At 73.0% G+C, this 25,144-nt stretch carries 25 protein-coding genes and 2 pseudogenes; 17 read left to right on the plus strand and 10 right to left on the minus strand.

Going from position 1 to position 25,144, the window contains the following annotated elements:
• Window positions 1-40: 40 nt before the first annotated feature.
• Window positions 41-550, plus strand: coding sequence for a hypothetical protein (locus ACFY2L_RS07815; protein WP_390821784.1), 510 nt, complete (start codon window positions 41-43; stop codon window positions 548-550).
• A complete protein-coding gene (locus tag ACFY2L_RS07820) occupies window positions 526-861 on the plus strand; it encodes a hypothetical protein (RefSeq protein WP_390821785.1) in 336 nt (111 codons plus the stop codon). Before ACFY2L_RS07815 ends, ACFY2L_RS07820 begins: the two co-directional genes overlap by 25 nt.
• A gap of 296 nt (window positions 862-1,157) precedes the next feature.
• Here the strand turns inward: ACFY2L_RS07820 and ACFY2L_RS07825 are convergent, their stop codons facing one another.
• The 4 genes from ACFY2L_RS07825 to ACFY2L_RS07840 form a co-directional block, all read right to left on the minus strand.
• Entirely contained in the window at window positions 1,158-1,463 is a 306-nt protein-coding gene (locus ACFY2L_RS07825; protein ID WP_390821786.1) for a hypothetical protein, read from the minus strand.
• 26 nt (window positions 1,464-1,489) lie between these two features.
• A complete protein-coding gene (locus ACFY2L_RS07830; protein ID WP_390821787.1) occupies window positions 1,490-2,212 on the minus strand; it encodes a hypothetical protein in 723 nt (240 codons plus the stop codon).
• 875 nt (window positions 2,213-3,087) lie between these two features.
• Window positions 3,088-3,348 carry a PIN-like domain-containing protein gene (locus tag ACFY2L_RS07835; protein WP_390821788.1) on the minus strand — a complete coding sequence of 87 codons (261 nt, stop codon included), beginning with the start codon at window positions 3,346-3,348 and terminating at the stop codon, window positions 3,088-3,090.
• A gap of 114 nt (window positions 3,349-3,462) precedes the next feature.
• A complete protein-coding gene (locus ACFY2L_RS07840) occupies window positions 3,463-3,924 on the minus strand; it encodes an ATP-binding protein (protein ID WP_390821789.1) in 462 nt (153 codons plus the stop codon).
• A gap of 165 nt (window positions 3,925-4,089) precedes the next feature.
• On the opposite strand from ACFY2L_RS07840, the gene ACFY2L_RS07845 reads away from it, so the two are divergent.
• Complete coding sequence (locus ACFY2L_RS07845; protein WP_390821790.1) at window positions 4,090-4,962, plus strand: helix-turn-helix domain-containing protein; 873 nt, start codon at window positions 4,090-4,092, stop codon at window positions 4,960-4,962.
• A complete protein-coding gene (locus ACFY2L_RS07850; protein WP_390821791.1) occupies window positions 4,959-5,144 on the plus strand; it encodes a DUF397 domain-containing protein in 186 nt (61 codons plus the stop codon). The genes ACFY2L_RS07845 and ACFY2L_RS07850 overlap by 4 nt, the downstream gene beginning before the upstream one ends.
• Before the next feature lie 52 nt (window positions 5,145-5,196).
• Here ACFY2L_RS07850 and ACFY2L_RS07855 read toward each other — a convergent pair whose 3' ends face one another.
• The 4 genes and pseudogenes from ACFY2L_RS07855 to ACFY2L_RS07870 form a co-directional block, all read right to left on the minus strand.
• Window positions 5,197-6,348, minus strand: coding sequence for an EcsC family protein (locus tag ACFY2L_RS07855; RefSeq protein WP_390821792.1), 1,152 nt, complete (start codon window positions 6,346-6,348; stop codon window positions 5,197-5,199).
• 33 nt (window positions 6,349-6,381) lie between these two features.
• Window positions 6,382-6,710: pseudogene (locus tag ACFY2L_RS07860) on the minus strand (hypothetical protein); the annotation flags it as partial.
• 341 nt (window positions 6,711-7,051) lie between these two features.
• Window positions 7,052-7,444 (minus strand): SCO5389 family protein, encoded by a 393-nt coding sequence (locus ACFY2L_RS07865; RefSeq protein ID WP_390658668.1) that lies wholly within the window; start codon window positions 7,442-7,444, stop codon window positions 7,052-7,054.
• Between the two features lie 62 nt (window positions 7,445-7,506).
• Window positions 7,507-8,454, minus strand: coding sequence for an ATP-binding protein (locus ACFY2L_RS07870; protein ID WP_390821793.1), 948 nt, complete (start codon window positions 8,452-8,454; stop codon window positions 7,507-7,509).
• Between the two features lie 150 nt (window positions 8,455-8,604).
• Here ACFY2L_RS07870 and ACFY2L_RS07875 point away from each other — a divergent pair, with 150 nt between their 5' ends.
• From ACFY2L_RS07875 to ACFY2L_RS07890, 4 genes are read left to right on the plus strand one after another with little or no spacing between them, the layout of a single operon-like run.
• Window positions 8,605-9,174 (plus strand): GNAT family N-acetyltransferase, encoded by a 570-nt coding sequence (locus ACFY2L_RS07875; protein WP_390658666.1) that lies wholly within the window; start codon window positions 8,605-8,607, stop codon window positions 9,172-9,174.
• A gap of 13 nt (window positions 9,175-9,187) precedes the next feature.
• Window positions 9,188-10,687: an ABC transporter substrate-binding protein gene (locus ACFY2L_RS07880; protein ID WP_390821794.1), complete on the plus strand. Its 1,500-nt coding sequence runs from the start codon at window positions 9,188-9,190 to the stop codon at window positions 10,685-10,687.
• A gap of 5 nt (window positions 10,688-10,692) precedes the next feature.
• Entirely contained in the window at window positions 10,693-12,480 is a 1,788-nt protein-coding gene (locus ACFY2L_RS07885) for an ABC transporter permease subunit (RefSeq protein ID WP_390821795.1), read from the plus strand.
• Window positions 12,477-13,712, plus strand: coding sequence for an MDR family MFS transporter (locus ACFY2L_RS07890; RefSeq protein WP_390821796.1), 1,236 nt, complete (start codon window positions 12,477-12,479; stop codon window positions 13,710-13,712). Before ACFY2L_RS07885 ends, ACFY2L_RS07890 begins: the two co-directional genes overlap by 4 nt.
• Window positions 13,713-14,311: 599 nt before the next feature.
• Here the strand turns inward: ACFY2L_RS07890 and ACFY2L_RS07895 are convergent.
• Complete coding sequence (locus ACFY2L_RS07895) at window positions 14,312-15,070, minus strand: CDP-alcohol phosphatidyltransferase family protein (RefSeq protein WP_390658662.1); 759 nt, start codon at window positions 15,068-15,070, stop codon at window positions 14,312-14,314.
• Between the two features lie 108 nt (window positions 15,071-15,178).
• Between ACFY2L_RS07895 and ACFY2L_RS07900 the strand changes: the two genes are divergently transcribed.
• From ACFY2L_RS07900 to ACFY2L_RS07920, 5 genes and pseudogenes are all read left to right on the plus strand, one after another.
• The gene (locus tag ACFY2L_RS07900) at window positions 15,179-16,171 is read left to right on the plus strand and encodes a zinc-binding alcohol dehydrogenase (RefSeq protein ID WP_390821797.1); all 993 of its coding nucleotides are present in this window, start codon (window positions 15,179-15,181) and stop codon (window positions 16,169-16,171) included.
• A 116-nt stretch (window positions 16,172-16,287) separates the two neighbouring features.
• Entirely contained in the window at window positions 16,288-16,686 is a 399-nt protein-coding gene (locus ACFY2L_RS07905; protein WP_390821798.1) for a 6-pyruvoyl tetrahydropterin synthase family protein, read from the plus strand.
• Window positions 16,683-17,864 carry a glycosyltransferase family 4 protein gene (locus tag ACFY2L_RS07910; RefSeq protein ID WP_390821799.1) on the plus strand — a complete coding sequence of 394 codons (1,182 nt, stop codon included), beginning with the start codon at window positions 16,683-16,685 and terminating at the stop codon, window positions 17,862-17,864. The genes ACFY2L_RS07905 and ACFY2L_RS07910 overlap by 4 nt, the downstream gene beginning before the upstream one ends.
• Window positions 17,861-18,901: a class I SAM-dependent methyltransferase gene (locus ACFY2L_RS07915; protein ID WP_390658658.1), complete on the plus strand. Its 1,041-nt coding sequence runs from the start codon at window positions 17,861-17,863 to the stop codon at window positions 18,899-18,901. Before ACFY2L_RS07910 ends, ACFY2L_RS07915 begins: the two co-directional genes overlap by 4 nt.
• Window positions 18,901-19,956, plus strand: a pseudogene (locus ACFY2L_RS07920) (YbhN family protein); the annotation flags it as partial. The gene ACFY2L_RS07915 and the pseudogene ACFY2L_RS07920, both read left to right, overlap by 1 nt.
• 110 nt (window positions 19,957-20,066) lie before the next feature.
• Here the strand turns inward: ACFY2L_RS07920 and ACFY2L_RS07925 are convergent.
• Complete coding sequence (locus ACFY2L_RS07925; RefSeq protein ID WP_390821800.1) at window positions 20,067-20,933, minus strand: creatininase family protein; 867 nt, start codon at window positions 20,931-20,933, stop codon at window positions 20,067-20,069.
• 39 nt (window positions 20,934-20,972) lie between these two features.
• On the opposite strand from ACFY2L_RS07925, the gene ribA reads away from it, so the two are divergent.
• The 4 genes from ribA to ACFY2L_RS07945 all read left to right on the plus strand — a co-directional run bounded on the left by ribA (window position 20,973) and on the right by ACFY2L_RS07945 (window position 25,142).
• Entirely contained in the window at window positions 20,973-21,632 is a 660-nt protein-coding gene (gene ribA, locus ACFY2L_RS07930; protein WP_390658656.1) for a GTP cyclohydrolase II, read from the plus strand.
• Window positions 21,633-21,767: 135 nt separating this feature from the next.
• Window positions 21,768-22,913 carry an NAD(P)/FAD-dependent oxidoreductase gene (locus ACFY2L_RS07935; RefSeq protein ID WP_390658655.1) on the plus strand — a complete coding sequence of 382 codons (1,146 nt, stop codon included), beginning with the start codon at window positions 21,768-21,770 and terminating at the stop codon, window positions 22,911-22,913.
• A 5-nt stretch (window positions 22,914-22,918) separates the two neighbouring features.
• Window positions 22,919-23,980 carry a saccharopine dehydrogenase gene (locus tag ACFY2L_RS07940; RefSeq protein WP_390822392.1) on the plus strand — a complete coding sequence of 354 codons (1,062 nt, stop codon included), beginning with the start codon at window positions 22,919-22,921 and terminating at the stop codon, window positions 23,978-23,980.
• On the plus strand, window positions 23,973-25,142 hold the full coding sequence (locus ACFY2L_RS07945) for a saccharopine dehydrogenase family protein (RefSeq protein ID WP_390821801.1): 1,170 nt from the start codon (window positions 23,973-23,975) through the stop codon (window positions 25,140-25,142). Before ACFY2L_RS07940 ends, ACFY2L_RS07945 begins: the two co-directional genes overlap by 8 nt.
• Window positions 25,143-25,144 lie beyond the last annotated feature (2 nt).

Raw genomic sequence — 25,144 nt, forward strand, 5'->3', positions numbered from 1 at the left:
AGAGGAGCAGCCTCTACTCAGCCTCGTTTTAGTCCCATAGGTGTCTGTTGATCATCTGGCGCGTGATGATGCGATCGCGTTCATGAAGAAGATCACGACACTCGCTGCCGCGACGGTGTTCTCCGCTTCTCTGATGTCGGGAACGGCCCATGCCGCTCCGATGCCCGTGATACCGCACCCGTGGGACAAGCGGGTCAAGTGCCAGTCGGACGATCCGGAAGGCAGGCACATCGTCACTCGCTACGGGAACTCGGAACTGGGCTGGCACCACTTCACCGGCCGCCACAACATCAAGAAGTGCTCTTCCCTGGATGCGGCCCTACGGGACCATGTGGACCGGGACGACCACCACGGGCACCTGGAGTACGACGGGGTCGTGATCGAGACAGGCCCCAGGCCGCGGCAGGTGAAGTTCACAGTGGTCGTGCAGTACACACGCAAGACTACGGATGGCAACTATGATGCCGGTCGCGGTCAGAAGATCGGCGTCATCACGGCGTACTGCCACAACCAACCGGGGAACAAGTGTCCGGCATGGGCCAAGATGTGAATCCTTCCGAACCAGGCACCGAGCAGGCGGCCGCAGGTCGTCTGCTCGATCTCGTGCGATCCTTCGTCACCACGCACGTGTCGTGGAAGCCGCTGTTCATCGGCGCGGTCATCACGGGCGACGACCGCATGCGCCTCTATTTCCGTTCACCTGAGCGGGACCGCACCTACGGTGTGGACGTGCTGATCAGCCATACAGGCCCTGGCCTGCTCGGCTCTCTGGTTTCCCCGGCGTTCCTGGCGAACGAGCATCTGCATCAGCCTTCCGACGATCCACACTGCGATGTGACCGTGGATCTCACCGACTACTGACGCAAGGGGTGGAGGGTCTCAGCCGTTGGCCGGCGCCGGCCCTCACCGCGCCCGTACACCGCGGAACCGGAAGTCCGGCTGTACTCGGTGCTCAGCAGGAAGCCCGTACTTCCCGCGGGGTGGCCGGGTGGGCGTGCGCCGTCTGCCGCACCGCGCCCGCCCCGTCTGCCGGTCCCGCAACACACCGGAACGTCCCGACCACCTCGGCCGTCGGGGATCGGTGGGATTCCTCCGGAGACTCGCCGATCCTGACGAGGACCTCCGGCGCCCTGGTGGACCGTGTCCGCCCTTCGGTCTCATGTTCGTTCCTTCGGGCCGTCGGTAGTGCCGGCGGCAGCGCTGTATGCCGCGAACGCTCGGGCCTGTTCCGTCTTCCGGAGCTGGCCCAGCTCGATGGGGCGCAGGCCGTGGGGTCGTCCGAGGCGTTTGAGGATGGCGTCGAAGTACGGCACGGGTGTGTGCTCGGAGGCGACCACGAGGGAGGAGAGCAACACCCCGTAGGTGGGCGGGCTGTCCACCGCCACGAGGATCTCTTCCCTGGCCCGGTCGGTGAGGTCCGCCGGCTTGAGCCCAGCGGCGGCGGCGAGTATGTGCCAGCCCACGCAGACCTGTCGCCGGGCGGCGTCGATCAGTGCCCGCCGGCGGCCACGACCACGGCTTTCTTGGTGGTCCCGAGCTTGGACCAGCGCACGCGGTTCTCCTCGGTGGGGCGCTCGGCGGGAGCGCTGCCGGCAGTGGGTACGGCTCGTGTGCCGCGCGCGTAGGCGCGGTCCACGGCGGCCCGCCAGGCCGCCTCCACGGTCGGGACGGCAGCGTCGGGCTTCCAGCCCAGCTCGGCCAGCACGGCGCCGAAGAACGGGGCCGGGCCCAGGGTCTGGCCGTCCGCCTTCACCAGGGCTGACAACATCCGCCGGCCGGGAACGTAAGCCCTGTCCACAGCGGCCAGCAGTCGAACACGGTCCCGGTCCGACAGCGTGGACGGCGAGATGCGCTGCTTCTTGAGCAGGGTCGACCACTTGATGACGCCGTGTCCCTTGGCGACGAGTTCCAGATGCTCGCGGAACCGGGCCACGAGCCGCGCCTCGTTCAGCGTCGCAGCGGTTCCGGCCCCGGCCACTGGCAGGCCGGCCGAGGGCCGCTCCCGTGCGGGGGCCGCCTGGACGTGGGCGAGGGAGTAGGCGGTCGCTCGCTCGCGTTCCCAGATCTCCGCCACCTTCGGCTCGGACAGGTCGGATCTCCAGCCGAGGCCGGCGAGGACCTCGGCGAAGTACGGGGCGGGCCCGTCCGGGGCGAGGGCGGGTTTGACGAGGGCCGACAGCACGGGCTTGCCGTCGGCTCGGGGGTGGTCCACCGCGATGAGCAGGCGGACACGTTCCTCCGAAGTGATGTCGCCGGCTGCCGCCCCCGCGTGGCTGACGAGCGTCTCCCAGTTGATGAGGCCGCGGGCGCGGGCGACGACGCCGAGCCGTGTGCGGAAGACGTGGATCGTCTCGGCCTCACCGAGGGGGAGCGGGCGGGGCGTCGAGGCGGCCGGTTCGGTCGGCGCGGGGGTTGGTGGGGGCGGCTCGGGCGGCGGAGATCCGGGGCGCAGGTCCGGCCAGCGGGAGTCGGTCTGCTGGGGCAGGGGCGGGCGCCGTCGGCGCGGATGAGCCAGGCGGGCCCGGAGGGGGCCGCTTCGGTGAGCGGCAGCAGGTGGGCGGAGGAGTAGATGACGTGCAGTTGGTGAGGAGGAGGGGCGGGGTGGGCGTGCGGCAGGGCGATCCGGGCCCGGACGACGACCGAGCCGATCGGCTGGAGGTCGGCTTCGTAGAGGCGTACGGCGGCACGGTACAGGCCGGGGTGCGGTGCCGGGAGTTCGGTCGCCGCGGTGAAGGCGACGGTGCCTGGAGCCAGCGGGAAGGCCACGGGCGGAAGGGCGGGAACGGGGGTGCCGCTCGTGGGCGGTTCGGCGGCGAGGCGGGGCGTGACGATCCCCTCGTCCGACAGGCGGCACTCGGTGAGGGCCGACCACGCGAGGCTGTTGTCCGGGTACTGCGTGCCGACGTACACCTCGCGGGTCTCGCCCTCGGTGCGGCAGGAGATGCGGAGGGCATGCCCGGCGGCGTCCACCTCGTTGTGCGAGCGCCCGCAGTAGGGTCCGTACGCCCAGCTCGTTGATCAAGGGTACGAGAAGGGGGTCGTCGGAGAATCCGGAGGTTTTCATCTCGCCCGGCTCGTACCGGGTCTTCAGAACCGGGACGGCCGACTCGGGAATCTTGCCGAGCCGACGGAGCCGGCCGGTGATGCGTTTGACCGGACGGGTGAAGCCAGGAGGTCGGTCCGTGCCTGTTCCGTGTACCGGTAGAGGTTCAGCAGGACATTGGCGTCCGGGGCGACGAGGCCGCCTGTCAGTACGTCCGTGAAGTCGTCGGCGGTCGGGGTCCGGAAGGCCCCGAAGTCGTCGAAGAGGCCACGGACGTCGTCCGCGCCAGGCGTCGTGTCGGTCACCGCTGCCCCCGTCGGTCACTCGTGCGCCGGGTCCGCGTTGGCTCACCGGTGCATACGTCGTGACCATAGCGCTTCAGGAGTGCCGGGCGGCACTGAACTGGGGACTTTGCGCGATCAATGGTCATCGTGGGAGGAGGGAGGGCGGCCGTCGAGTTCCGCCCAGACCGTCTTCAGGGGAGGGGTGGAGAGGTCCATTCCCCAACGGTCGGCGAGAGCGGTGACCAGGAGGAGCCCGCGACCCGACTCCGCGTCGGGGAGGGGCAGTACGTCTCCCGGCATGAGCGGGAACCGGTCCGCGCGGGCGTCGGTGACGGCGACACGGAGGACGCCGGCCGCCGGGTGAAGGGTGAGGGTGAGGCGGAAGTCGCGCCCCGGGGCGCGACCGTGAAGGACCGCGTTGGACGCGAGTTCGGCCACGATCTGTTCGGCACGTTCGGTGACGCCGGGTGACATCGGCCAGACCTCGAGCTGCCGGGTGGCGAGGAGGCGGGCCAGCCGGGCCGCGCGTCGCGTGGCGGACAGCGGCTGGACGAACGTGAGGACGGTGGCGGGGCGTTGAGGCGCGGGGGCGTTCATGAGGCCATCGTGGTGGGTGTTCGAGGGGGTTCGAGGGACGTCGATCCCGTACGCTGCGTCAGCGTACGGGGACATTCTGTGGACGGTACGGTGGTCTGTCCGTCACGCTGGGTGCCGTCGGGGCGTGGGGGCCACGAGGAGTGCGCGAGACGGAGGTGGCCGCGGATGACCGACGGCGGCATGGGGAACGACGACGACCTGACGGGCGGCGAGGCGGACCGGGAGCCCGACCCCTCGGACAGCCTGCGGACGTGGGGCGCCGTGCAGCAGGCGCTGCGTGAGCACGCGGGGTACAGCAGGGCCGAGTTCGCGGATCTGGTCCGGTTCTCCAAACACACCGTGGAGTCGGTGGAGTTGGGGCGGCGGATGCCTGATGCGGCGTTCGTGGAGCGGGCGGACGAGGTGCTGGGCAACACGGGGGCGCTGCGGAAGGGCTCCCGGTACGTGACGCGGGGGAGGGGTGATGTGGGGCTGGCGGCGTGGTTCCGGCAGTGGGCCCGGCTGGAGCGGGAGGCGGTGAGTCTGTGTACGTACGAGTGCAGGCTGGTGCCGGGGTTGTTGCAGTCGGAGGCGTATGCGCGGGCGGTGTTCGAGGGGACCGTGCCGGTGACGCCGGACGAGCAGTTGGAGAGCTTCATGGCCAAGCGGATGGAGCGGCAGCGGATGCTGTTCGAGCGGCCTACGACGCCCTTCAGCTTCATCGTCGAGGAGCATGTGTTCCGGCGGCGGTTCGGGGACGCGGAGCAGATGCGGGGCATGCTCGACCGCGTGTTGGAGCTGAGTGCGCCACGCAATGTGACGTTGCAGGTTGTGCCGTTGGAGGCGGGGTTGCATGCGTGCCAGGATGGTCCTGTGCGGCTGTTGGAGACGCCGAAAGGGCAGCGGCTCGGGTACTCCGAGGGGCAGCAGAACGGCCGTCTGATCTCCGACCCGAAAGAGGTGAGCCTTCTCTGTCAGCGCTATGACACACTGCGCTCGCAGGCCCTGAATGCCAAGGACTCGCGGGGTCTGTTGGAGCGACTCCGAGGAGAGCTATGAGCACGACGGAACTGGCGTGGTTCAAGTCCAGCTTCAGCGGTAGCCAGGGCGACGACTGCGTTGAGGTCGCCCTCACCGAACAGGCCGTCTGCGTCCGGGACTCCAAGGATGTGACGCGCCCTCACTTCGCCGTCGGGCGTGAGGAGTGGTCGCGATTCGTGGGGTTCGCGGCGGGAACCTGAGCCGCGTTCGTCCCGGCGGTGGCGTGGACACGTTCACCGCCGGAGCACCGCGTCAGTGGAGGTCGGGTCCGCCCGCCTCGACTATCTCACCGAGCACACTGATCTCCTCGTCGGTGTCGTCAGGGACATCCGAGCCGTCCGAGCTGATGTCGGGGAACGATCCGTCTGCCTCCTCGTCGGCGAGATGCGGGTACTTCTCCAGGAGGAACCGCCGTCGGTACGCCATCTCGGCGGCGTCGACGATCCCTTCCAGAGTGACCCAGTTGAGGGTGCTTCCAACGACGATTCCGAACGCGGGTACGGCCTTCCCGAGTCCCTTCTTGGTGAGACGGAACCCGAACGCCTTCGCGAACTGCTGCGAGACCTTGGTGACAAGCGCCTCGTTCAGGACCTCCCACGTCTTGCCGCGGAAGAGTGCCTGGGTGAGCCGCGAGACGTCGGACATCGCACGGTTCTTGGCGGCGACCGAGCTTGCCGTTCCGACGTTGACGACAGACATCACGAAGAGCTTCTCGGCGGGCTTCTCGGGGTCGTAGCCGTAGAACAGCGAGACCTGACCGACGGCACGGGACGCGAGTCCGAGGACGACTGCGGCATCGGCGACGAAGGCACCGGTGATCGCGCCTCCCGAAGGGGCTGCCGCGGCGCCGGCGGAGGCGGCGATGACGAGCTCTCCTCCAGAGATCACAAGTCCCGCACTCGCTCCCGAGAGCGCTGCGGCGGCGGGGAAGTACCAGCTTGCCGCCCGTCCGCGGACCGCGTCGACCTGTTCGAGGTCGAGGCGGCGCACGTCACGCAAGGACTCGACGTCGTGCCCGCGCTTGGTGTGGAGCGCCACCACACGTTTGGGGGAGAGGCCGGCTCGCGAGGCCCGCGCCAGCGTCTTCTGTATGGACTGAAGGGCAGCGCCGCTCCAGTCCGGCAGGGCGTCGGCTGCTTTGCGCGTTCCGGCGCCGACTTTCTGAGCGCCCTTGGCGACGAACTGCTGTCCCCGTGAAACCGCCGACTTGGCCCGCGGGTGGTTCTCCAGTTGCTGGGCGGCCCGCTTGCCGAACTTCGCGGCGCCATTGGCCACGTACTCGCCGGCGTTTTTCATCCCTTGCGACAGCGGGCGGCCCTTGAACTGCTGGATGTCACGCCATGCGTCGAGCTCGTAGTCCGAGGGCAGCTGATCGGGCTGCTGCGGGTACTGCGGGTTACTCATGGTCCGTGGCGCTCCTGTCTCTGGGACGAGTTGTCAGGCGGGGTGGCGGGGGCCGTGGCCCGGGGCGGGGTGAGGGTGGAGGTGTAGTTCTCGCCGTCCACGAGCGGGTTCTCCAGGGTGAGGCCGGCGGTGGCCATGCGGTTGTACTCCGTGAGTACGAGCCGCTTGGTGCGGTACTCGCCGTACTTGGCGATCTCGTTGTTCTTCAAACCACCCGACTCCGACTGGAAGGTCTCCAAAATGTAGTCGGTGTCATCGGCGGAGATGCCGTACAGGTGGAAGAAGTACGCGTCCAACTCGGAGCGTAGTGGGGCACGTCGCGTCTCGTCCCAACGGAACGGCTCGCCCATATCGCCGAGGTCTAGGACAACTGACGAGCGCACAGCGATTCCTGCCTTCCTCCCACTGGCAGCAGTGGGCCACACCTACCCTCTGATGCTCCCCCGCGTCGCCCCGCCCCTGGTCGCCGCCCTCCTCGCCACCCAGTCCTCCCTGGCTTTCGACTTCGTCAGCCGTCAGAAGATCAGTGACGCCACGTGCGGTTGCCGGCCCTGACCCGGCTCGGGAAGCACGCCTCTTCACCCGGGCCGGTCTTGAACCAACACCACAGGTCTTCTGCCCGGTGCAGGGAGGCAGCCGGACCTGATCCGTCTGCTCGGACGCCGCTGCGCCCGAGCAGACGAAGGGGCACTGGACGTTCGCGTCAGCAGTCCCGCAGTTCCGCCGACTGGTTCAGCACCTGCGCCCGCGTCGACGTGAACCGTGCGTACGTCGCGCCGTCCCGCGCGCCCGGACGGAAGGCGGCGACCCGGTGGCAGTTCTGGAAGGCGAGGGTCACGCCGAAGTGGCGTTCCAGGCTGCCGCGGATCGCGTCGCTGGCGAGGGCGCGCAGCAGCTGGCCGCGTTCCTGCTCGGACGGGGGAGGGGTCTGGTTGTCGGCGAACTCGCCGATGCCCGCGTGGAGGCGGGCGGCGAGGGATGCGACCAGGTCGTAGGCGTACGGGAGGGAGGTGCGGACGGTGTCCACGAAGTCCGCCTCGCGGATGTCACCGGCTTCGGCCTCGGCGAGGAGCTTCGGGGAGACGTCGAGAGACATGGGTGTCCTGTTCTGGGGAGGGAAGGGGAGGGGGAGGGGAGGGGTGGGGACGTGCGGGGGTGTCAGGGCAGGGACGCGGGGCCGGGGACGAAGTCCGGGTCCACCTGGGCCGCCAGGTCCTGGCCCGTCGCCGCGTCCGCCCAGGCGCGGGCGTTGCGCAGGTGGAACTCGACGGCGTGGCGGTGGAGCGTGGGCCAGTCCCGCACGCGGGCGTCGGCCGTCTCGCGCAGGACGGCGAGGGCGTGGCGGTTGGCGGCCTCCAACTCGCCCTGTGGCGTGCCCCGTTCGGCGGAGCGCACCCAGGGGGAGTGGACCAGGTGGGTGAGGAGGTCGTCACCCACCTGCTCCTTGAGGAAGAGGAGATCGTCCTCTCCGGTGACCTTGTTGCCGACCACGGCGAGCGGGATGCCGAACTCGCGGGCGTGGTCGCGGTACTGGCGGTAGACGGAGACGCCCTTGCGGGTGGGTTCGGCCACCAGGAACGTCATGTCGAAGCGGGTGAACAGTCCGGAGGCGAAGGCGTCGGCGCCGGCGGTCATGTCGACGACCACGTACTCGCCGGGGCCGTCGACGAGATGCCCGAGGTAGAGCTCGACGGCACTCAGCTTGGAGTGGTAGCAGGCCACCCCCAGGTCGCTCTCGTCGAACTCACCGGTGACCATCAGCGGTACACCGCCCACCCGTTGGACGTGACGTGCGTGCAGCTCGTCGTCGCCCAGCGGACGCAGCAGCCGTGAACCACGGCCCGGCGGAGTGGTCTTGATCATCGCCTCGCGGGAGGCGATCCGCGGATTTCCGCCGCGCAGGAGGTCCTTGATCTCGCCCAAATGGGCGGCCAGGGGCGGAGCGGTGAACGCGCCGCCCCCGGGGTCGAGCGCCTCGGCCAGGTGCTGGTTGATGTCGCCGTCGACGGCCAGCACCGGCGCGCCGGACCGCGCCAGCTCGCGGGAGAACAGAGCCGACAGGGTGGTCTTGCCGCTGCCGCCCTTGCCGACGAACGCGATGCGCACCTATCGCCCCTCATTTTTGAAAATGAATGTCATGTTGCTAGGTTTAGGGCTCGGTGATGATCTCTGTCAAGTCAAGGGCGGGAGGCGGGGGATGGGTGCGGGAGCGGATGAAGTGATCATGTGCGGGGTCTTACTGCATAGGATGTGCAGGTGCGTGACTACTGCATCAGGCCCGCAGGCCGTGACGACCTCGACGGCGCCCGTGCCGTCATGCTCGACACCGTCTACCGCGACTTCGGCACCGGGTACGTACCTCGCTGGCACGGCGACATCATCGACCTGGCCGCCGCCTATCTCGCCCCGCCCCGCCACACCCTGCTGGTGGCGCTGGACGGCGTCGACGGCGAGGTCGTCGCCACCGCCGCGCTGGACTGCCGCGGCCCCGCGCATCCGCCGAACCCGAGACACGTCGCCGAACGCTTCCCGTCCGGGGAGACCGCGCAACTGCGCCGGGTGTACGTGCGGCCCGGGCACCGCCGGCGCGGGCTCGCCCGGCACCTGGTCGCCGGCCTCCTCGCCTTCGCGGCCGCAGACGGCGGATACCGCTCCGTCTACCTGCACACCGACCCCGCCGTGGAGGGGGCCGAGGGCTTCTGGCGGTCGCTCGGCCAGGTCGTGCACGACGAGCGCGAGGACCCCGGCGGCGGCCAGGGGGTCGTCCACTTCGAGGTCCCCCTGCCCGCCCTCACCCCATCAGCCCTGTCCTTTCTCACCCCCTAGGTCGGAACTCCCCATGCGCCTTCCCCGCCGCCCGCGTCGCTTCGCCGCGCTCCTGCTCACCCCGTTCCTCGCCGGCTGCTTCGCCTCCACCGGCGCGGGCGGCGGGGCGGCCGACGGCGAGGACGGTTCGCGGCTGCGCGTCGCCCTCGCCTTCCCGCCCGCCGAGAACCTCTCCCCGTACGGCGCCGACGCCACGATCCTCAGCCGCCTCGGCGTCACCGAGGGCCTGACCGCCCTCGACGCCAACGGCGCCGCCACGCCCGCGCTCGCCGCGTCCTGGCGGCGCGAGGACGACCGGACCTGGCTGTTCACCCTGCGCGAGGCCGTCTTCCAGGACGGCACGGCCGTCACGCCGGCCGCCGTGGTCAACGCCCTCACCCGCGCCACCCGCGCCGAGCCCGTCCCCGCCGCGCTCTCGGGCGTCACCCTCACGGCGAAGGCGGCGGGCACCACGGGCGTACGGATCACCACCACCGCCCCCGACGCCGTCCTGCCCCTGCGTCTGGCCGGCCCCTCCCTCGCCGTCCTCGCCCCCGGGGCCTACGAGGAGAAGGGCGCCGTCGACCCGGTCGGGACCGCCACCGGGCCCTTCGAACTCACCGAGGTCACCGGCACCACCGCCGCCGGCCTCGACCGGTTCGACGACCACTGGGGCGGCCGCGCCCACGCCCCGGGCATCGACGCCCGCTTCATCGCCGACGGCACCGCCCGCGCGAACGCCCTGCGCACCGGCCAGGTCGACCTCGCCGAGGCGATACCCGTGGCCCAGGCCGCCACCCTCGACGCGGACACCCGCCGCGAGACCGCCACCACCCGCACCACCAGCCTGTTCCTCAACACCCGGTCGGACGTCTTCGCGGACCCGGCCCTGCGGGCCGCCGCCCGCGCCGCCGTCGACACCGCCGCGCTCGCCGAGGGCGTGTACGAGGGACACGCCGACGCCGGAGCAGGCCTCTACGGTCCCGCCGTCACCTGGGCCGACGGCAAGCGGGCCCGGCCCGCCGGGCGCGCGAAGCCCGGGAACCCCGACGGCGCCTCGCTCACCCTCGCCACCTACGACAACCGGCCCGAACTCCCCGAAGCCGCCCAGGTGGTGAAGCAGCAGCTGGAGAAGGCCGGATTCACGGTGAAGCTGGAGGTGCGCGAGTACGCGCGGCTGGAGAGCGACGCGCTGGCCGGGAAGTTCGACGCGTTCGTCGGCGCCCGCAACAGCCTCCTCGACACCGGAGACCCGGTCTCCCTCCTCGCCGGCGACTTCACCTGCGACGGCGGCTACAACCTGGCGCTGCTGTGCGACAAGGCGGTCGACCGGGCCGTCGCGGCGGCACAGGGCACCGCCGGGACCGGCGAACGCCAGGAAGCCGCCCTGACCGCCGAGGCCGCCGTCCTCGGCACCGACGCCGTCGTCCCGCTGGTCCACCAGCGCGTCGTCACCGGTGTGGCCGCCGACGTCCGCGGGGTGCTGCTCGACCCGTACGAGCGCACCCTCGTCGGTGCCGGCACCCGGCGCTGAGCCGCATGGCCACCAGGGTGGGCACGCTGCTGTGGCGTGCCGGACTCGCCGCGGCACTGGTGTGCGGGATCGGGCTGCTGCCCTGGCTCTCGCACACCGATCCGGCGCTCACCGTCCTCAAGGCCCGCAACGCCGACCGCGCACCCTCCCCGGAGGTGCTGGCCGGCATCCGCGCCCAACTCCACCTCGACGAAGGGCCGTTGCGGCTCCTCGGGCGGTGGCTCGGCGGGCTGCCGCACGGGGACGCCGGACGGTCCTGGATCTCCGGCACCGAGGTCGCGCCCGCCGTCGCGCAGGCGCTGGGGGTGTCCCTGCTGCTCATGGCGGTGTCCCTCGTCGTCGCCGGCGGCACGGCCGCCGTGGTGTGCGCCCGCACCCTGTGTCTCGGCGCCCGCCGGCGCCTGGACGGGCGGCCCCCGGGCGGCTCGGGCTCCGCCGTGCTCGCCGCGCTGCCCGAGTTCCTCACCGCGTCCGTCCTCGCCACCGTCGTCGGCGTGCAGTGGGGATGGCTGCCCGCCCTCGGCTGGTACGGGCCCCGGTGGACCGTCCTGCCCGCGCTCGCCCTCGGTCTGCCCGCCGGAGCCGTGCTCGGGCGTCTCCTCGACGACCGGCTGCCCGCAGCCTTCGCCGAGCCCTGGGCGACGGCGGCCGCCGCGCGGGGACTGCCCGGCCGGAGCATCGCCCGCCAGGCGCTGCGCCGCTGCGTCCCCGGACTCCTGCCCAATCTCGGGCTGTTCGCCGTGGGGCTGACCGGCGGGTCGGTCGCCGTCGAGCAGATCTTCGACATCCCGGGTCTCGGCCGCACCACCCTGCAGGCCGCGCTCGCCCAGGACCTCCCCGTCCTCCAGGCCGGCACGCTCGCACTCGTCGCTCTCGCCGCCGTCACCACGGCCGTGGCCCGGCTCGCCGCCCGACGGCTGATCGGTCCCGCGCTGCGCGACGGCGCGCTGCACACACTCCACGGGCCCACGCCCACCGTCCACGGGACGCCGCCGACCGCCCACAGGATCCTGGCTCCTGCATACAGTCTTTCGCTGGTCGCCGTCATCGCCCTCGGCCTCCCCCGCGACCCCCTGGCCCTCGACACCGCCACCCGCCTCCAACCCCCCTCCGCCGCCCACCCCTTCGGCACCGACGCCCTCGGCCGGGACATGCTCGCCCGCGTCGCCCACGGCGCCCTCGACACCCTTCTGCTCGCCCTCGCCATCAGCGTGCTCGCCCTGACCGCCGGGACGCTGCTCGGCCTGCTGCCCCGGCTGTCCGGGCCGCTCGTCGACACCGTCAACGCCGTACCACCCGTCCTGGCCGCCCTTCTCGTCACCGCGCTCTGGGGCAGCGGGAGCACGACCCCCCTGCTCGCGGTGGCCGCCGTGGCCTGGACGCCGCTCGCCGCGCACACCTCCGCCCTGCTGCTTCAGGAGCGGGCCACCCTGCACCTGGCCGCCACCCGCGCCCTGGGAGCCGGCCGCTGGTACCTGCTGAGGAGCGAACTGCTGCCGGCCGTCCTGCCGGCCGTCACCCGGCACGCCCTCCTGCGGCTGCCCGGTGTCGCCCTCGCCCTCGCCTCGCTCGGCTTCCTCGGACTCGGCGCCCAGCCGCCGTCCCCCGAGTGGGGCCTGCTGCTCGCCGAGAACCAGCCCTACGCCGAACGCGCCCCCTGGGCCGTCCTCGCCCCCGCCGCCGTGCTCGCCCTCCTGGGCGCCCTCGCGGTCACGGCGACCGGGGCACTGCGACGGACGCGGCGCCAGGCCGGACAAGTGGCCCTCCGCGCCGTCGTGTTGGCGGACGCATGACGACGGCCCTCTCCCTGCGGCGGAGTTCACCGGGTGAGGTCCGGCTCTCTCCTCTCCTCCGGCTGCTCGTCCTCACCCAACTCGCCTTCAACATCGGCTTCTTCGCGGTGCTGCCCTTCCTCGGCGGGCATCTGGGCGGCGCGGTCGGCATGGCCGGATGGCTCGTCGGGTTCGTGCTGGGGCTGCGGACCTTCAGCCAGCAGGGGCTGTTCCTGGTCGGCGGGGCCCTGGCCGACCGGTACGGTGTGCGGCCCGTCGTCCTCACGGGCTGCGCGCTCAGGATCGCCGGGTTCGGCTGGCTCGGGTACGCCGAGCAGGCCTGGGCGGTGACCGGCGCGGTGCTGCTGACCGGGTTCGCGGCCGCGCTCTTCTCGCCGGCGGTCGAGTCGGAGGTGGCCCGGCAGGCCGTCGCGCACGAGGAGGCGGGCGGCGGCTCGCGGACCCGGGTGCTGGCGCTGTTCACGGTCGCCGGACAGGCCGGGGCGTTCGTCGGACCGCTGGTGGGCGCGCTGCTGCTGTCGGTCGGCTTCCGCACGGTGTGCCTGGCCGGGGCCGGCGTCTTCGTCCTCGTGCTCGCGGCCCACGCGTGGCTGCTGCCACGGCACATCCCCGGCCGCCGGCTCGTCCGGATCCGGGGCGGGATGGGGCCGTTGCTGCGCAACCGCCGCTTCCTCGCCCTGTGCTGCGTGTACGGCGCCCACCTCCTCGCCTACAACCAGCTCTACCTCGCCCTGCCCGCCGAGGTGGAGCGCGCGGCGGGTTCGCAGGCCCCGCTGGCCTGGCTGTTCGCGCTGTCGTCGCTGCTGGTGGTGACCGTCCAGCTGCCCGTCACCCGCGGGGTGGGGGAGCGGCTCGGCCCGCGCCGCGCGACGGCGGCCGGGCTGGCGCTGATCGCCGGCGGATTCGCGATGGTGGCCGCCGCCCTGCCCGTCGGGTGGACCGGGACGGCCGGGCTGCTGCCCGCCGCCGGGTTCGTCGTCCTGCTCACCCTCGGCCAGATGCTGGTCGCGCCCGCCGCCCGCGCCTGGGTGCCCGACCTCGCCGAGGACGGCCGGCTCGGCCTGTACACCGGGGCACTGTCCTCGGTCTCCGGGCTGATCGTGCTGCTCGGCAGCGCGGCCACCGGCACCCTCCTCGACACCGGCCTGCCCCCGGCCGTGCCCTGGCTGCTGCTGGCCGCCGTACCGGTCGCCGCGATCACCCTGCTGCCCCACCGCCCGCAGAAGGCCTGAACCACGAACACCGGCCCGCGCGGCCACCGACCCGCCCCGCCGCGGCGACGCGGCCGACAGGGCCGTGGGAACGCGGCCGCCGGGGCCGGAGGAGCGGCGCGGCCGACGCCGTCGTGGGTCCGGTGCCGTCACGGGGGTGGGAACGTGAGCGCTGGGGTCGGAGGAGCGGCGCCGAGCCGCCGTGGGACCGGTGCCGGCAGGGGCGTAGAAGCGCGGTCGGTACGGACGGTCGCAGGAGAGGCGCCGACGCGCCGTAGGGCAGGTGCCGGCAGGGGCGTGGGAACGCGGCCGCCGGGGTCGGAGGAGCGGCGCGGCCGACCCGTCGTGGGACCGGTGCCGACACGGTCGTAGAGCGCGCCGAGCGGTCGCAGGAGCTCGGTCGGCACTGTCGTGGGAGCGGCGCCTGAAGACCGGCGCCGGCCTCGCCGTAGTACCGCGATACCGCGAACGGCACCTCCGCCGGACCCGCCGTCACCACACACGTGGCGGCGCGTGCCGTAGGCCGGGGCATACGGAAGGGCCCGGACCGTCCGTGACGGCGCGGGCCCTTTCCCGTGGGTGGCGGCGGACTTCCGAACGGCGGGAGTCTCCTCGGGGCGTTACGCGAGCTCCAGCACCCGCTGTTCCGCCGGGAGACCCGAGCGCGTCCGCGAGGTGCGCCACAGCCACAGCACGTCCCGCCCGAACGACCAGAGCAGGGAGCCGAGGGCCAGCAGCATGATGCCGAAGTTGGCCGCGTAGGGCAGCAGATCGGCACCCGCGACCAGCAGGCAGACGCCCTGGAGCGCGGCGACCGTCTTGCGGGCCATGCTCGGCGGGAGCGGGGCGTTGAGCCAGGGGGCGACGCGGGCGGCGGCGACGAAGCCGTAGCGCATGGCGCCGATCAGCAGCACCCACGGACCCAGCGCCATCGAGACGTACACGCTGAGGACGAGGATCAGGAACGCGTCGACCTCCATGTCGAAGCGGGCCCCCAGCGCCGTCGAGGTGCCGGTGCGGCGGGCGACCTTGCCGTCGACGCCGTCGAGGATCAGGGCCACCGCGGTGAGCCCGACCAGCAGGGTCACCGGCGGGGTGCTGGCGAAGGAGTCCGCGACGAGGGCGGTCACCCCGCCGACCAGCGTCGCGCGGCCGAGGGTCACCCGGTTGGCCGGACCGAAGGAGCGCAGCCCGGAGCGGTGCAGCGCCCGGGAGAGCACCGCCCAGGTGGCGACGGCGAAGACGAGACCGGTCACCCAGCCCGCCGGCCCCATGCCGATCGCCGAGCCGAGCAGGGCCAGCAACAGGATCTGAACGCCCGCTCCCACAGCGGTCTCCTGCTGGACCAGCCTTGCGTCGTAAGTGTTGTTCAGGGCCACCGCACATTCCTCCGGCCAGGTGACAGAGATGATCAGTGCCGCGTACTGTGCGCGACCTGTGCACACCTCGGTACGTGCACCAGTTCCAGATCGTTCAGGAGGATGCCGATGAACCGCACCGGACGCGCGTTCTGGCTCAACTCTCCGGGCCAGGGCGAGATACGCGACGTCGCCCTGCCGGACCCGGCCGAGGGCGAGGTCGTCGTCCGCTCGCTGTACTCCGGGGTCAGCCGCGGCACGGAGACCCTCGTCTTCCGGGGCGGGGTGCCCGGGAGCCAGCACGCCGTCATGCGGGCGCCCTTCCAGGAAGGCGACTTCCCGGCGCCCGTGAAGTACGGCTACCTCAACGTGGGGCTGGTGGAGGAGGGGCCGGCGCGGCTCGTCGGGCGGACCGTGTTCTGCCTGTACCCGCATCAGACGCGGTATGTCGTGCCCGCCTCGGCCGTGACGGTCGTACCGGAGTCCGTGCCCGCCGAACGGGCCGTGCTCGCCGGCACCGTGGAGACCGCCGTCAACGCGCTCTGGGACGCGAAGCCGTTGATCGGCGACCGGATCGCGGTGGTCGGCGGCGGCATGGTCGGCTGCTCGGTCGCCGCGCTGCTGGCCCGCTTCCCCGGTGTGCGCGTCCAGTTGGTGGACGCCGATCCCGCCCGGGCGAAGACCGCGAAGGCGCTCGGCGTGGACTTCGCGCTGCCGCAGGACGCGCTCGGCGGCTGCGACCTCGTCGTGCACGCCAGCGCCACCGAGGCGGGCCTCACCCGCTCCCTGGAACTGCTGACCGCCGAGGGCACCGTCGTCGAACTGAGCTGGTACGGCGACCGGCAGGTGTCCCTCCCGCTCGGCGAGGCGTTCCACTCCCGCCGCCTGGTCATCCGCAGCAGCCAGGTCGGCACCGTCTCCCCGGCCCGTCCGAACCGCGACTACGCCGACCGGCTGGCGCTCGCCCTCGACCTGCTCGCCGACCCGGCGCTCGACGCGCTCGTCACCGGAGAAAGCGCCTTCGAGGAGCTGCCCGAGGTGATGCCGAGGCTCGCGTCGGGGGAGATCCCCGCGCTCTGTCACCGCGTCACGTACCCGTCGGGTACCAGCAAGAGCGCCTGACCTGAGAAAAGAGTGAGATCCGGCTGAACAAGGGGAAGCGAAGAGCCGTACTACACGGCATCCCCCGGCGGTCAACGGCCGGGGGACCAGACGCGCCGCACCTGGAGGGTCGTCCGTTGTTCAGTGTCACCGTCCGCGATCACATCATGATCGCCCACAGCTTCCGCGGCGAGGTCTTCGGACCCGCGCAGCGCCTGCACGGAGCGACGTTCCTGGTGGACGCCACGTTCCGCCGCGAGCAGCTGGACGACGACAACATCGTCGTCGACATCGGACTGGCCACCCGGGAACTCGGGGCCGTGGTCAGCGAGCTGAACTACCGCAACCTGGACAACGAGCCCGATTTCGCCGGGGTCAACACCTCCACCGAGTTCCTGGCCAAGGTCGTCGCGGACCGGCTCGCCGAGCGGATCCACAAGGGCGCGCTCGGCGACGGCGCCCGGGGTATCGCCTCGCTCTCCGTCACCCTGCACGAGTCGCACATCGCCTGGGCGAGTTACGAGCGTGCGCTGTGACCGACGTGACCCTGGAGAAGGCCCCGCTCGTCTACGTGCCCGCACAGACGGCCGTTCCCAAGATGGGCGACATCATCCCCATGTCCCTGCGCTCCGTGCACTTCGTCATGCCGGGCGGTGTCGACGACCCGGCGAACCCCAGCGGCGGCAACGCCTACGACCGGCGGGTCTGCCTGGACCTGCCCGGTTTCGGCTGGCAGGTCCACAAGCACCTGCTGAACGGCTCCTGGCCGCGCCCGGAGGCGGCGGCCCGCACCGAACTGGCGCGCACCCTGGCCGAGTTCCCGGACGGCACCGTCGTCCTGCTCGACGGGCTGGTCGCCTGCGGCGTCCCGGAGGTCGTCGTCCCGGAGGCGGAGCGGCTGCGGCTCGCGGTCCTCGTCCACCTCCCGCTGGGCGACGAGACGGGGCTCGAACCGCTGGTGGCCGCCGACCTCGACGCCAGGGAACGGACCGTGCTGCGGGCCGTGCCCGCCGTGATCGCCACCAGCGACTGGGCGGTGCGCCGGCTCGTCTCCCACCACGGCCTGGCCCCGGAGAAGGTGCACTGCGCCGCTCCCGGCGCCGACATCGCGCCCCTCGCCTCCGGCACCGACGGCGTCTCCCGGCTGCTGTGCGTGGCCGCCGTGACCCCGCGCAAGGGCCAGCACCGGCTGGTGGAGGCGCTGGCCGCGGTGACCGACCTGCGGTGGAGCTGTGTGTGCGTGGGCGGCCTGGGCCAGGACCCGGAGTACGTCGCCCATCTGCGCGGTCTCATCCGCGACTACGGCCTCGAGGACCGGCTGGAACTGGCCGGACCGAAGACGGGCGCCGAACTCGACGCCGCCTACGCCTCCGCCGACCTGATGGTCCTCACCTCCTACGCCGAGACGTACGGCATGGCGGTCACCGAGGCCCTCGCCCGCGGCATCCCGGTGCTGGCGACGGACGTCGGCGGGCTGCCCGAGGCGGTCGGCCGCGCCCCCGACGGCGGGATGCCCGGCATTCTCGTCCCGCCGGAGAACCCGGCCGCCCTCGCCGCCGAACTGCGCGGCTGGTTCGGCGAGGCGGACGTCCGGCGCCGGCTGAAGGCCGCCGCGCGCAGCCGCCGGGCCGCCCTGAACGGCTGGGCGTCCACCGCCCAGAGCCTGGCCGGCGTCCTGGGCCGGCTTCCCAGCGAACCCCGGAGGGCGGCATGAGGAAGACGACGGCGACCCCGGCGGACGTGGCCCGCCAGATCGGCCGCATACCGGCCCAGCCGGGCCCCAAGGAGGCCGAACCCATGACAGAGACCGTGATCACGGATGCTTCCGGCGTCGGCGGCGACGCCGTCATCGAGGGTGCCGGCCCCGTCACCCGCCCCGGCGAGCGGCCCACCGTACGGCTGCGGGACGCGGGTCCCGAGGACCAGCCCCGCTACGCGCCCGAGTGGCTGCAGCTGCGGGAGCCCGCCGACGCGGCCGCCCGGGCCGTGGACCTGCTGGACCCGCTGCGGATCCGGCTCGCCAACCTGCCCGGCCGCCCCGGCGGTCTGGCCGTCCACGACCTCGGCTGCGGCACCGGCTCGATGGGCCGCTGGCTGGCGCCCCGCCTGGACGGCGGCCAGCACTGGATCCTGCACGACCGCGACCCCTACCTGCTGCACTTCGCCGCCGTCGCCTCCCCGCGCGCGGCCGCCGACGGCAGCCGGGTCACCGTCGAGACCCGGCGCGGCGACGTCGCCCGGCTCACCCCGGACGCCCTGGCCGGCGCCTCGCTGGTCACCGCCTCCGCGCTGCTCGACGTCCTCACCCGCGAGGAGGTCGAGACGCTCGCCGCCGCCTGCGCGGGCGCGGGCTGCCCGGCGCTGCTGACGCTCTCCGTCGCCGGCCGCGTCGACTTCGGCACGCCGGACCCGCTGGACGAGGAGATCGCCGCCGCGTTCAACGACCACCAGCGGCGCGGCGGCCTCCTCGGCCCCGAGGCGGTGACCGTCGCGTGCGAGGCGTTCGCCGCCCACGGCGCCACCGTCAAGGTCCACCCGAGCCCCTGGCGGCTCGGACCCGAGAGCGCCGCACTGACCGCCCAGTGGCTGCGCGGCTGGGTCGGCGCGGCCGTCGAGCAGCGCCCCGCACTGGCCGAGCGGGCCGAGGCCTACCTCGCCGGCCGCCTCGCCGCCTGCCAGGCGGGCGAGCTGCGGGTCACCGTCCACCACAGCGACCTGCTGGCGCTGGCCCGGCCGACGGGCGGGGCCTGATGAGCGCCGAGACGGTGAGCGCACGGGCCGAGCCGGCCGCGCCCGTGGTGTGGGGGGCGGGCGCACCGGCCGTCCGGCGGCCGTCCCGCGCCCCGTCGGTGGCCCGGACCGGGCCCGCCGTGTCCGGGGACCGCATCGGCGTCGTCGTCACCGAGGCGCACCGCACACCGCCCGCCCGGCGCCGGCTGCTCACCTCCCGCGCCCTGCGCACCCACTTCGGGACCGTCGCAGGGATCGTCATCCTCGCGGTGCTGCTGTGGCGGATGGGCACCGGCGTCTTCCTCGACGGGCTGCGGCGGATCGACGCGCCGACCCTGCTGACCGGAGTGGGGATCGGCGCGGTCACCACCGTGTTCAGCGCCTGGCGTTGGGCGCTGGTCGCGCGCGGGCTGCGGATCCGGCTGCCGCTCGGCGCGGCCGTCGCCGACTACTACCGGGCGCTGTTCCTCAACGCGGCCCTGCCCGGCGGGATCCTCGGCGACGTGCACCGCGCCGTGCGGCACGGGCAGAGCGCCGGTGACGTCGGGCGCGGTGTGCGGGCGGTCGTCCTGGAGCGCACGGCGGGCCAGCTCGCGCTGGCCGGCGCGGGCGTGACGGTCCTGCTGGTGCTGCCGTCCCCGGTCAGGGACGAGATGCGCGCCCTCGCCCCGCTGGTCGTGCCGGCCGGGGCGGGCGCGCTCGCCGTCGTCCTCGCGCTGCGCATGAACTCCTCCGCCCGGCGTCCCGGCGGACGGGTGAGGAAGACGCTGGCCGAGGCGCGCGAGGGGCTGCTGTCCCGGAGCAACGGGCCCGGCGTCGCCCTGTCGTCGGTGGTCGTGCTGGCCGGATACGTGGCGATGTTCGTCGTGTCCGCCCGGGTCGCCGGCTCCACCGCCTCCGTGCTCACCCTGCTGCCGATCGCGATGCTCGCCCTGCTCGCCATGGGCGTGCCGCTGAACGTCGGCGGCTGGGGCCCCCGCGAGGGCGTCACCGCCTGGGCGTTCGGCGCGGCCGGACTCGGCGCGAGCACCGGCCTGACGGCGGCGGTGGTGTACGGGGTGCTGAGCTTCGTGGCCGCGCTGCCCGGGGCGGTCGTCCTCGTCGTCCGCTGGTACGCCTCCGTACGGGCCGGTGCGACCGGGACGAGCGGGGCGGCCGCGGCGGCCGCCCCCGGATCCGGCGCGGACTACTCGGAGCCGGCCGCCTCGGCCCCGGCCGAGGGCGTCCCGGCTCCCAGCGCGGGCGTCCCGGTTCCCAGGGCGGGCGTCGAGGCACCCCGGGCGGGTGCCCCGGAGCCCGCCGAGGTCAGCAATGCGAAATACGCCCCGAAGGAATCCGCCAGGCTCGCCAGCAGTTCCTTCCCCTTTTCCGCGGACCCCAGGGAAGGACGGCCGATGACGCCCGAATCGGTATAGGCGGACATTCCCAGCGTGAGCAGATGGCGACGGTCGTCCGCGACGAAATCGGCGGACTCGTAACCGGGCCGGACCAGTTCGGGGTGGGCGTGCAGCAGGATCGAGGTCTCGATTTCCCCGGCGTGCATGTCGGTGAGGAGTGAGGTCTCCACCCCGGACCGTTCCCGTGCCGCCTCCCAGTCCTCCGGGGCCGGGAAGAGCGCCATCCGCTCACCGCGGGCGGAGGACTCCTGGACCGCGTTGCCCAGGACGTAGTTCCCGCCGTGTCCGTTGACCAGCACCAGGGCCTCGACGCCCGAGCGGCGCAGCGAGGCCGCTATGTCCCGTACCACCGAGTGAAGGGTCACGGAGGAGATGCTGACGGTCCCCGGCCAGGCCGCGTGCTCGTGCGAGCAGGCGATGGTCACCGGCGGAAGGAGGTGCACCGGGTGCGTCCCGGCGATCTCCCGGGCGATGGCACAGGCGACCAGCGTGTCGGTGGCCAGAGGCAGGTACGGACCGTGCTGTTCGAAGCTCCCGACCGGCAGGACCGCCACCCGTGTCGCCGCGCCGGCCCCCCGGGCGCGGACGTCCTCGGTGGTGTCCGCCGGAACCAGTCCGTACGCCGTCGCCGCCGTCCGTATGTCCGAACCACTCATCTTTACAGGGCCTTTCGTCTCCGCTTAGGAATCAGAATCATGACAGAAAAAATTGGCGTACTCGGCAAGAAGACCTCGCAGCGCACCGGGGTGGAACGCGTGGTGAATGCCCCCCTGCCGACCGTGTACGGGAAATTCCAGGCGGTCGGCTACCTCGACCACGACCGCGGTGACGAACAAGTCGCCCTGGTGTACGGCGAGATCGGCAGCGAGGACGTGCTGACCCGGCTGCACTCGGAGTGCCTGACCGGCGACGCGTTCGGGTCCCAGCACTGCGAGTGCGGCGACCAGCTGGAGTCGGCGCTGCGCGCCGTCGTCGCCGCGGGCAGCGGGATCGTCGTCTACCTGCGCGGACACGAGGGGCGCGGTATCGGTCTGCTCGGCAAGCTGCGCGCGATGGCACTGCAGGCGGAGGGCCTGGACACCGTCGAGGCGAACGTGGCGCTGGGCTTCCCGGTGGACGCCCGCGACTACAAGGTGGCCGCCGACATCCTGCGCGACCTGGGCGTGCGGTCGGTGCGCCTGATGTCGAACAACCCGCGCAAGCGCGAGGCGCTGGTCGACAACGGCATCCAGGTCGCCGAGGAGGTGCCGCTGCTGATCGAGCCCTGCGAGAACAACATCACGTACCTGCGCACCAAGCGGGAGCGCATGGACCACCGGCTGCCCCACCTGGACGCGGTCGCGCACTGGTCCTGAGCGCGCCGCGGACCGCCGTCCCGGCCGAGGGTGAGCAGGGCTCCCCGGCGGGCAGGGATCAGGACGGTCACGGCATGTGACAGCCCCGGCCCCGGTACCCGGGCCGGGGCCGCCGCATCGGGAGGAGCCGCTCGCATGAACACGCATGCCTCGGTCGTCGTCATCGGCGGCGGAGTGATCGGGACCAGCATCGCCTACCATCTGGCCGCGGCCGGGGTGAGGGACGTCCTGCTCCTCGAACGGGACGAACTCGCCGCCGGATCCACCTCGAAGGCCGCGGGAGGGGTGCGCGCCCAGTTCTCCGACGAGCTGAACATCCAGCTCGGGGCGCGCAGTCTGGAGGCGTTCGGGCGGTTCGGGCAGGACTTCGGGCAGGACATCGGACTGCGCCGGGTGGGCTATCTCTTCCTGCTCTCCACACCCGAGGAGGTCGCCTCCTTCGAGGCCGGCGTCGCCCTGCAGAACGCCCTGGGCGTCCCCAGCAGGATGATCGACCCGGCCGAGGCCCGCCGCCTCTCCCCGCTGATCACCACCGACGGCCTGCGCGCGGCCGCGTTCTCGCCCGACGACGGCCACTGCACCCCCGAGGCGGTCGTCCACGGGTACGCGGCCGCCGCCCGCGAGTGCGGGGCGCGCATCCTGCGGCGCACCGCGGTGACCGGCATCGAGACCCGCGGGGACACCATCACCGCCGTCACCACCACCATCGGCCGGGTCACCACCGACACCGTGATCTGCGCGGCCGGCGCCTGGTCGCGGGCGGTCGGCGCGATGGTGGGCGTGGACCTGCCGGTGCAGCCGCTGCGCCGGCAGATCGCGGTCACGGAACCGGTCACGGACCTCCCGCCGGACCTCCCCATGACCATCGACTTCGGGACCACCCTCTACTTCCACGCCGAGGGCCCCGGTCTGCTCGTCGGCATGTCCGACCCCGACGAGCGCCCCGGTTTCGCCACCGACACCCACGACCGCTGGATCCCCCGTCTCGCCGCCGCCCTCGAACACCGCGCCCCCGACATCCTCGAACTGCGCCGCACCGGCGGCTGGGCGGGCTTGTACGAGGTCACGCCGGACCACAACGCGCTGATCGGCGAGGCGCATTCGGTATCCCGTTTTCTGTATGCGACCGGTTTCTCCGGGCACGGCTTCCTGCAGGGCCCGGCCGTCGGCGAGGTCGTCCGCGACCTCTACCTGGGCCGCGTACCCTTCGTGGACGTCACCCCCCTGAGCGCCGGCCGGTTCGCGGCCGACGCCCCGCGTCCGGAGGTCAACTGCGTATGACGGGTATGACGGCACCGCACCTGTGGCTGCGCCACGAGGTCCGCACCACCGAACGGCGCACCCCGGTCGTCCCCGACGACGCCCGCCGCCTGGTCGAGGCCGGCCTGGACCTGACCGTGGAGGAGTCCCCGCAGCGGATCTTCCCCGTCGAGGAGTACGAGGCGGTGGGCGCCCGCGTCGCCCCCGCGGGCTCCTGGGTGTCGGCGCCGCCCGGGACGGTCGTCCTCGGCCTGAAGGAACTCCCGGACGAGCCAGCCGAATTGACGCACCGCCACATCTTCTTCGGGCACGCCTACAAGCGGCAGCCCGGCGCGGCCGCCCTGCTGCGCCGGTTCGCCGCCGGGGGAGGGGCCCTCCTCGACCTGGAGTACCTCGTCGACGAACAGGGCCGCCGGCTCGCCGCGTTCGGCTTCTGGGCGGGCTACCTGGGCGCGGCCCTCGCGGTGCTCCAGCACCGGGGCCGGCTGACCGCTCCCCTGCGTCCCACCGGCCGGGACGAGCTGGACGAGACCCTGCGCCCCGCCCCGGGCGACGAGGAGTTCACCGCCCTCGTCGTCGGCGCCCTCGGCCGCAGCGGCCGGGGCGCCCGGGCCGCGTTCGCCACGGCCGGTGCCGGACCGACGTGCTGGGACCTCGCGGAGACCCGGGACCTGGACCGCCGCGCCCTCCTCGGCCACGACGTGCTGGTCAACTGTGTGCTGGCCACCTCGCCGGTGCCGCCGTTCGTCCGGGAGGAGGACCTCGACGACCCGGCCCGCCGGCTGCGCACCCTCTCCGACGTCACCTGCGACGTCGGCTCCCCCCTCAACGTCCTGCCGGTCTACGACCGTACGACCGAGTGGACCGACCCCGTGCGCCGGCTGCGCAAGGAACCCCCGCTGGATCTGATCGCCATCGACAACCTGCCGTCGCTGCTGCCGCGCGAGTCCAGCACCGACTTCTCGGCGGCGCTGCTGCCGCAGCTGCTGGAGTTCCCCGGGGGCGGCGCGTGGGCGCGCTGCCTGGACCGCTTCGATCAGGCCCGCCGTGAACTCGGTCTCGGCGAAGGAGGGCCGGGGCGTGCCTGACCTGGTTCCCGCGACCGGCACCGTCCACTGGGTCGGCGCGGGCCTGTCCACGGGCAGCGGCCTCGCGGCCCTGTGCGAGCGCGCCGCCAAAGTCCGTCTGTGGCACCGCACGAAGGAGCGCGCGGCGAAGGCGCTCGACCGGCTGGGCCTGACCGGACGGGCCGCGCCCCGCGCGTACACGCTCGACGCGCTCACGGCCGAACTCGCGCCCGGTGACGTCGTGGTGTCGATGCTGCCCGCCCCCGACCACGCCCCGCTGCTCGCCGCCTGTGTGGCCCGGCGCGCCCACTTCGCCTGCTCCAGCTATGTCTCGGACGCCGTGCTGGAGCAGGTGCCGGCGGCCGAGGAGGCCGGCCTCGTCGTCCTCACCGAGGCCGGGCTCGACCCGGGCATCGACCACCTCTTCGCCCTGAGCCTGGTCGCCCGCGCCCGGGAGGCGACCGGCGGCGACACCGCCGCCTCGTACCGCCTCACCTCGTACTGCGGAGGCGTCCCGGCCGTTCCCGACGACTTCCGCTACCGCTTCAGCTGGGCGCCCCTCGGCGTCCTCAACGCCCTCCGCTCACCGGCCCGTTACATCGAGGGCGGCGCCGAGACCGTCGCCGTCCGCCCCTGGGAGGCGACCCGCCGGCACGTCGTCGACGGCGAGCCCTTCGAGGTGTATCCCAACCGCGACAGCGTTCCCTTCATCGAGCAGTACGGGCTGCCGCCGGCCTGGAAGCCGGTCGACTTCGTGCGCGGCACCCTGCGCCTGGACGGCTGGCTGCGGGCCTGGGAGCCGGTGTTCGCCGAGCTGAGGGCGGGCGACGACGCGCGCATCGCCGCCCTGGCGGGGGAGCTGGCCGCCACCTACCCGACGACGGACGCCGACCGCGACCGGGTGGTGCTGGAGGTGTCCCTGGAGGTGACGGCCGGCGCGGGGGAGGGCCCCTCCTGGTCCGGGAGGTACCTGCTGGACCTGGTGGGGGACGAGGAGGAGAGCGCGATGGCACGGTGCGTGTCCCGCACCCTCGCGCTCGGCGTCCGTCATCTCCTGGCCGGCGACCTGCCGCCCGGTCTGAACCGGGCGGCGCGGACGGCGGACCGGTCCGAGCAGTGGCTCGGTGAACTCGCAGGGGAGGGACTGGAGTTCATGCTCCGGACTGATGGCGCGGACGGCTGACG

The organism is Streptomyces sp. NPDC001381, from assembly GCF_042895685.1.
Lineage (GTDB): Bacteria > Actinomycetota > Actinomycetes > Streptomycetales > Streptomycetaceae > Streptomyces.

Excerpts from the sequence above, each read along its gene's own strand:
- ACFY2L_RS07840 (WP_390821789.1), bottom strand. The coding sequence starts at position 3,924 with ATGAACGCCCCCGCGCCTCAACGCCCCGCCACCGTCCTCACGTTCGTC.
- ACFY2L_RS07845 (WP_390821790.1), top strand. The coding sequence starts at position 4,090 with ATGACCGACGGCGGCATGGGGAACGACGACGACCTGACGGGCGGCGAG.
- ACFY2L_RS07850 (WP_390821791.1), top strand. The coding sequence starts at position 4,959 with ATGAGCACGACGGAACTGGCGTGGTTCAAGTCCAGCTTCAGCGGTAGC.
- ACFY2L_RS07855 (WP_390821792.1), bottom strand. The coding sequence starts at position 6,348 with ATGAGTAACCCGCAGTACCCGCAGCAGCCCGATCAGCTGCCCTCGGAC.
- ACFY2L_RS07865 (WP_390658668.1), bottom strand. The coding sequence starts at position 7,444 with ATGTCTCTCGACGTCTCCCCGAAGCTCCTCGCCGAGGCCGAAGCCGGT.
- ACFY2L_RS07880 (WP_390821794.1), top strand. The coding sequence starts at position 9,188 with ATGCGCCTTCCCCGCCGCCCGCGTCGCTTCGCCGCGCTCCTGCTCACC.
- ACFY2L_RS07885 (WP_390821795.1), top strand. The coding sequence starts at position 10,693 with ATGGCCACCAGGGTGGGCACGCTGCTGTGGCGTGCCGGACTCGCCGCG.
- ACFY2L_RS07890 (WP_390821796.1), top strand. The coding sequence starts at position 12,477 with ATGACGACGGCCCTCTCCCTGCGGCGGAGTTCACCGGGTGAGGTCCGG.
- ACFY2L_RS07900 (WP_390821797.1), top strand. The coding sequence starts at position 15,179 with ATGAACCGCACCGGACGCGCGTTCTGGCTCAACTCTCCGGGCCAGGGC.
- ACFY2L_RS07915 (WP_390658658.1), top strand. The coding sequence starts at position 17,861 with ATGAGGAAGACGACGGCGACCCCGGCGGACGTGGCCCGCCAGATCGGC.
- ACFY2L_RS07925 (WP_390821800.1), bottom strand. The coding sequence starts at position 20,933 with ATGAGTGGTTCGGACATACGGACGGCGGCGACGGCGTACGGACTGGTT.
- ribA (WP_390658656.1), top strand. The coding sequence starts at position 20,973 with ATGACAGAAAAAATTGGCGTACTCGGCAAGAAGACCTCGCAGCGCACC.
- ACFY2L_RS07935 (WP_390658655.1), top strand. The coding sequence starts at position 21,768 with ATGAACACGCATGCCTCGGTCGTCGTCATCGGCGGCGGAGTGATCGGG.
- ACFY2L_RS07940 (WP_390822392.1), top strand. The coding sequence starts at position 22,919 with ATGACGGCACCGCACCTGTGGCTGCGCCACGAGGTCCGCACCACCGAA.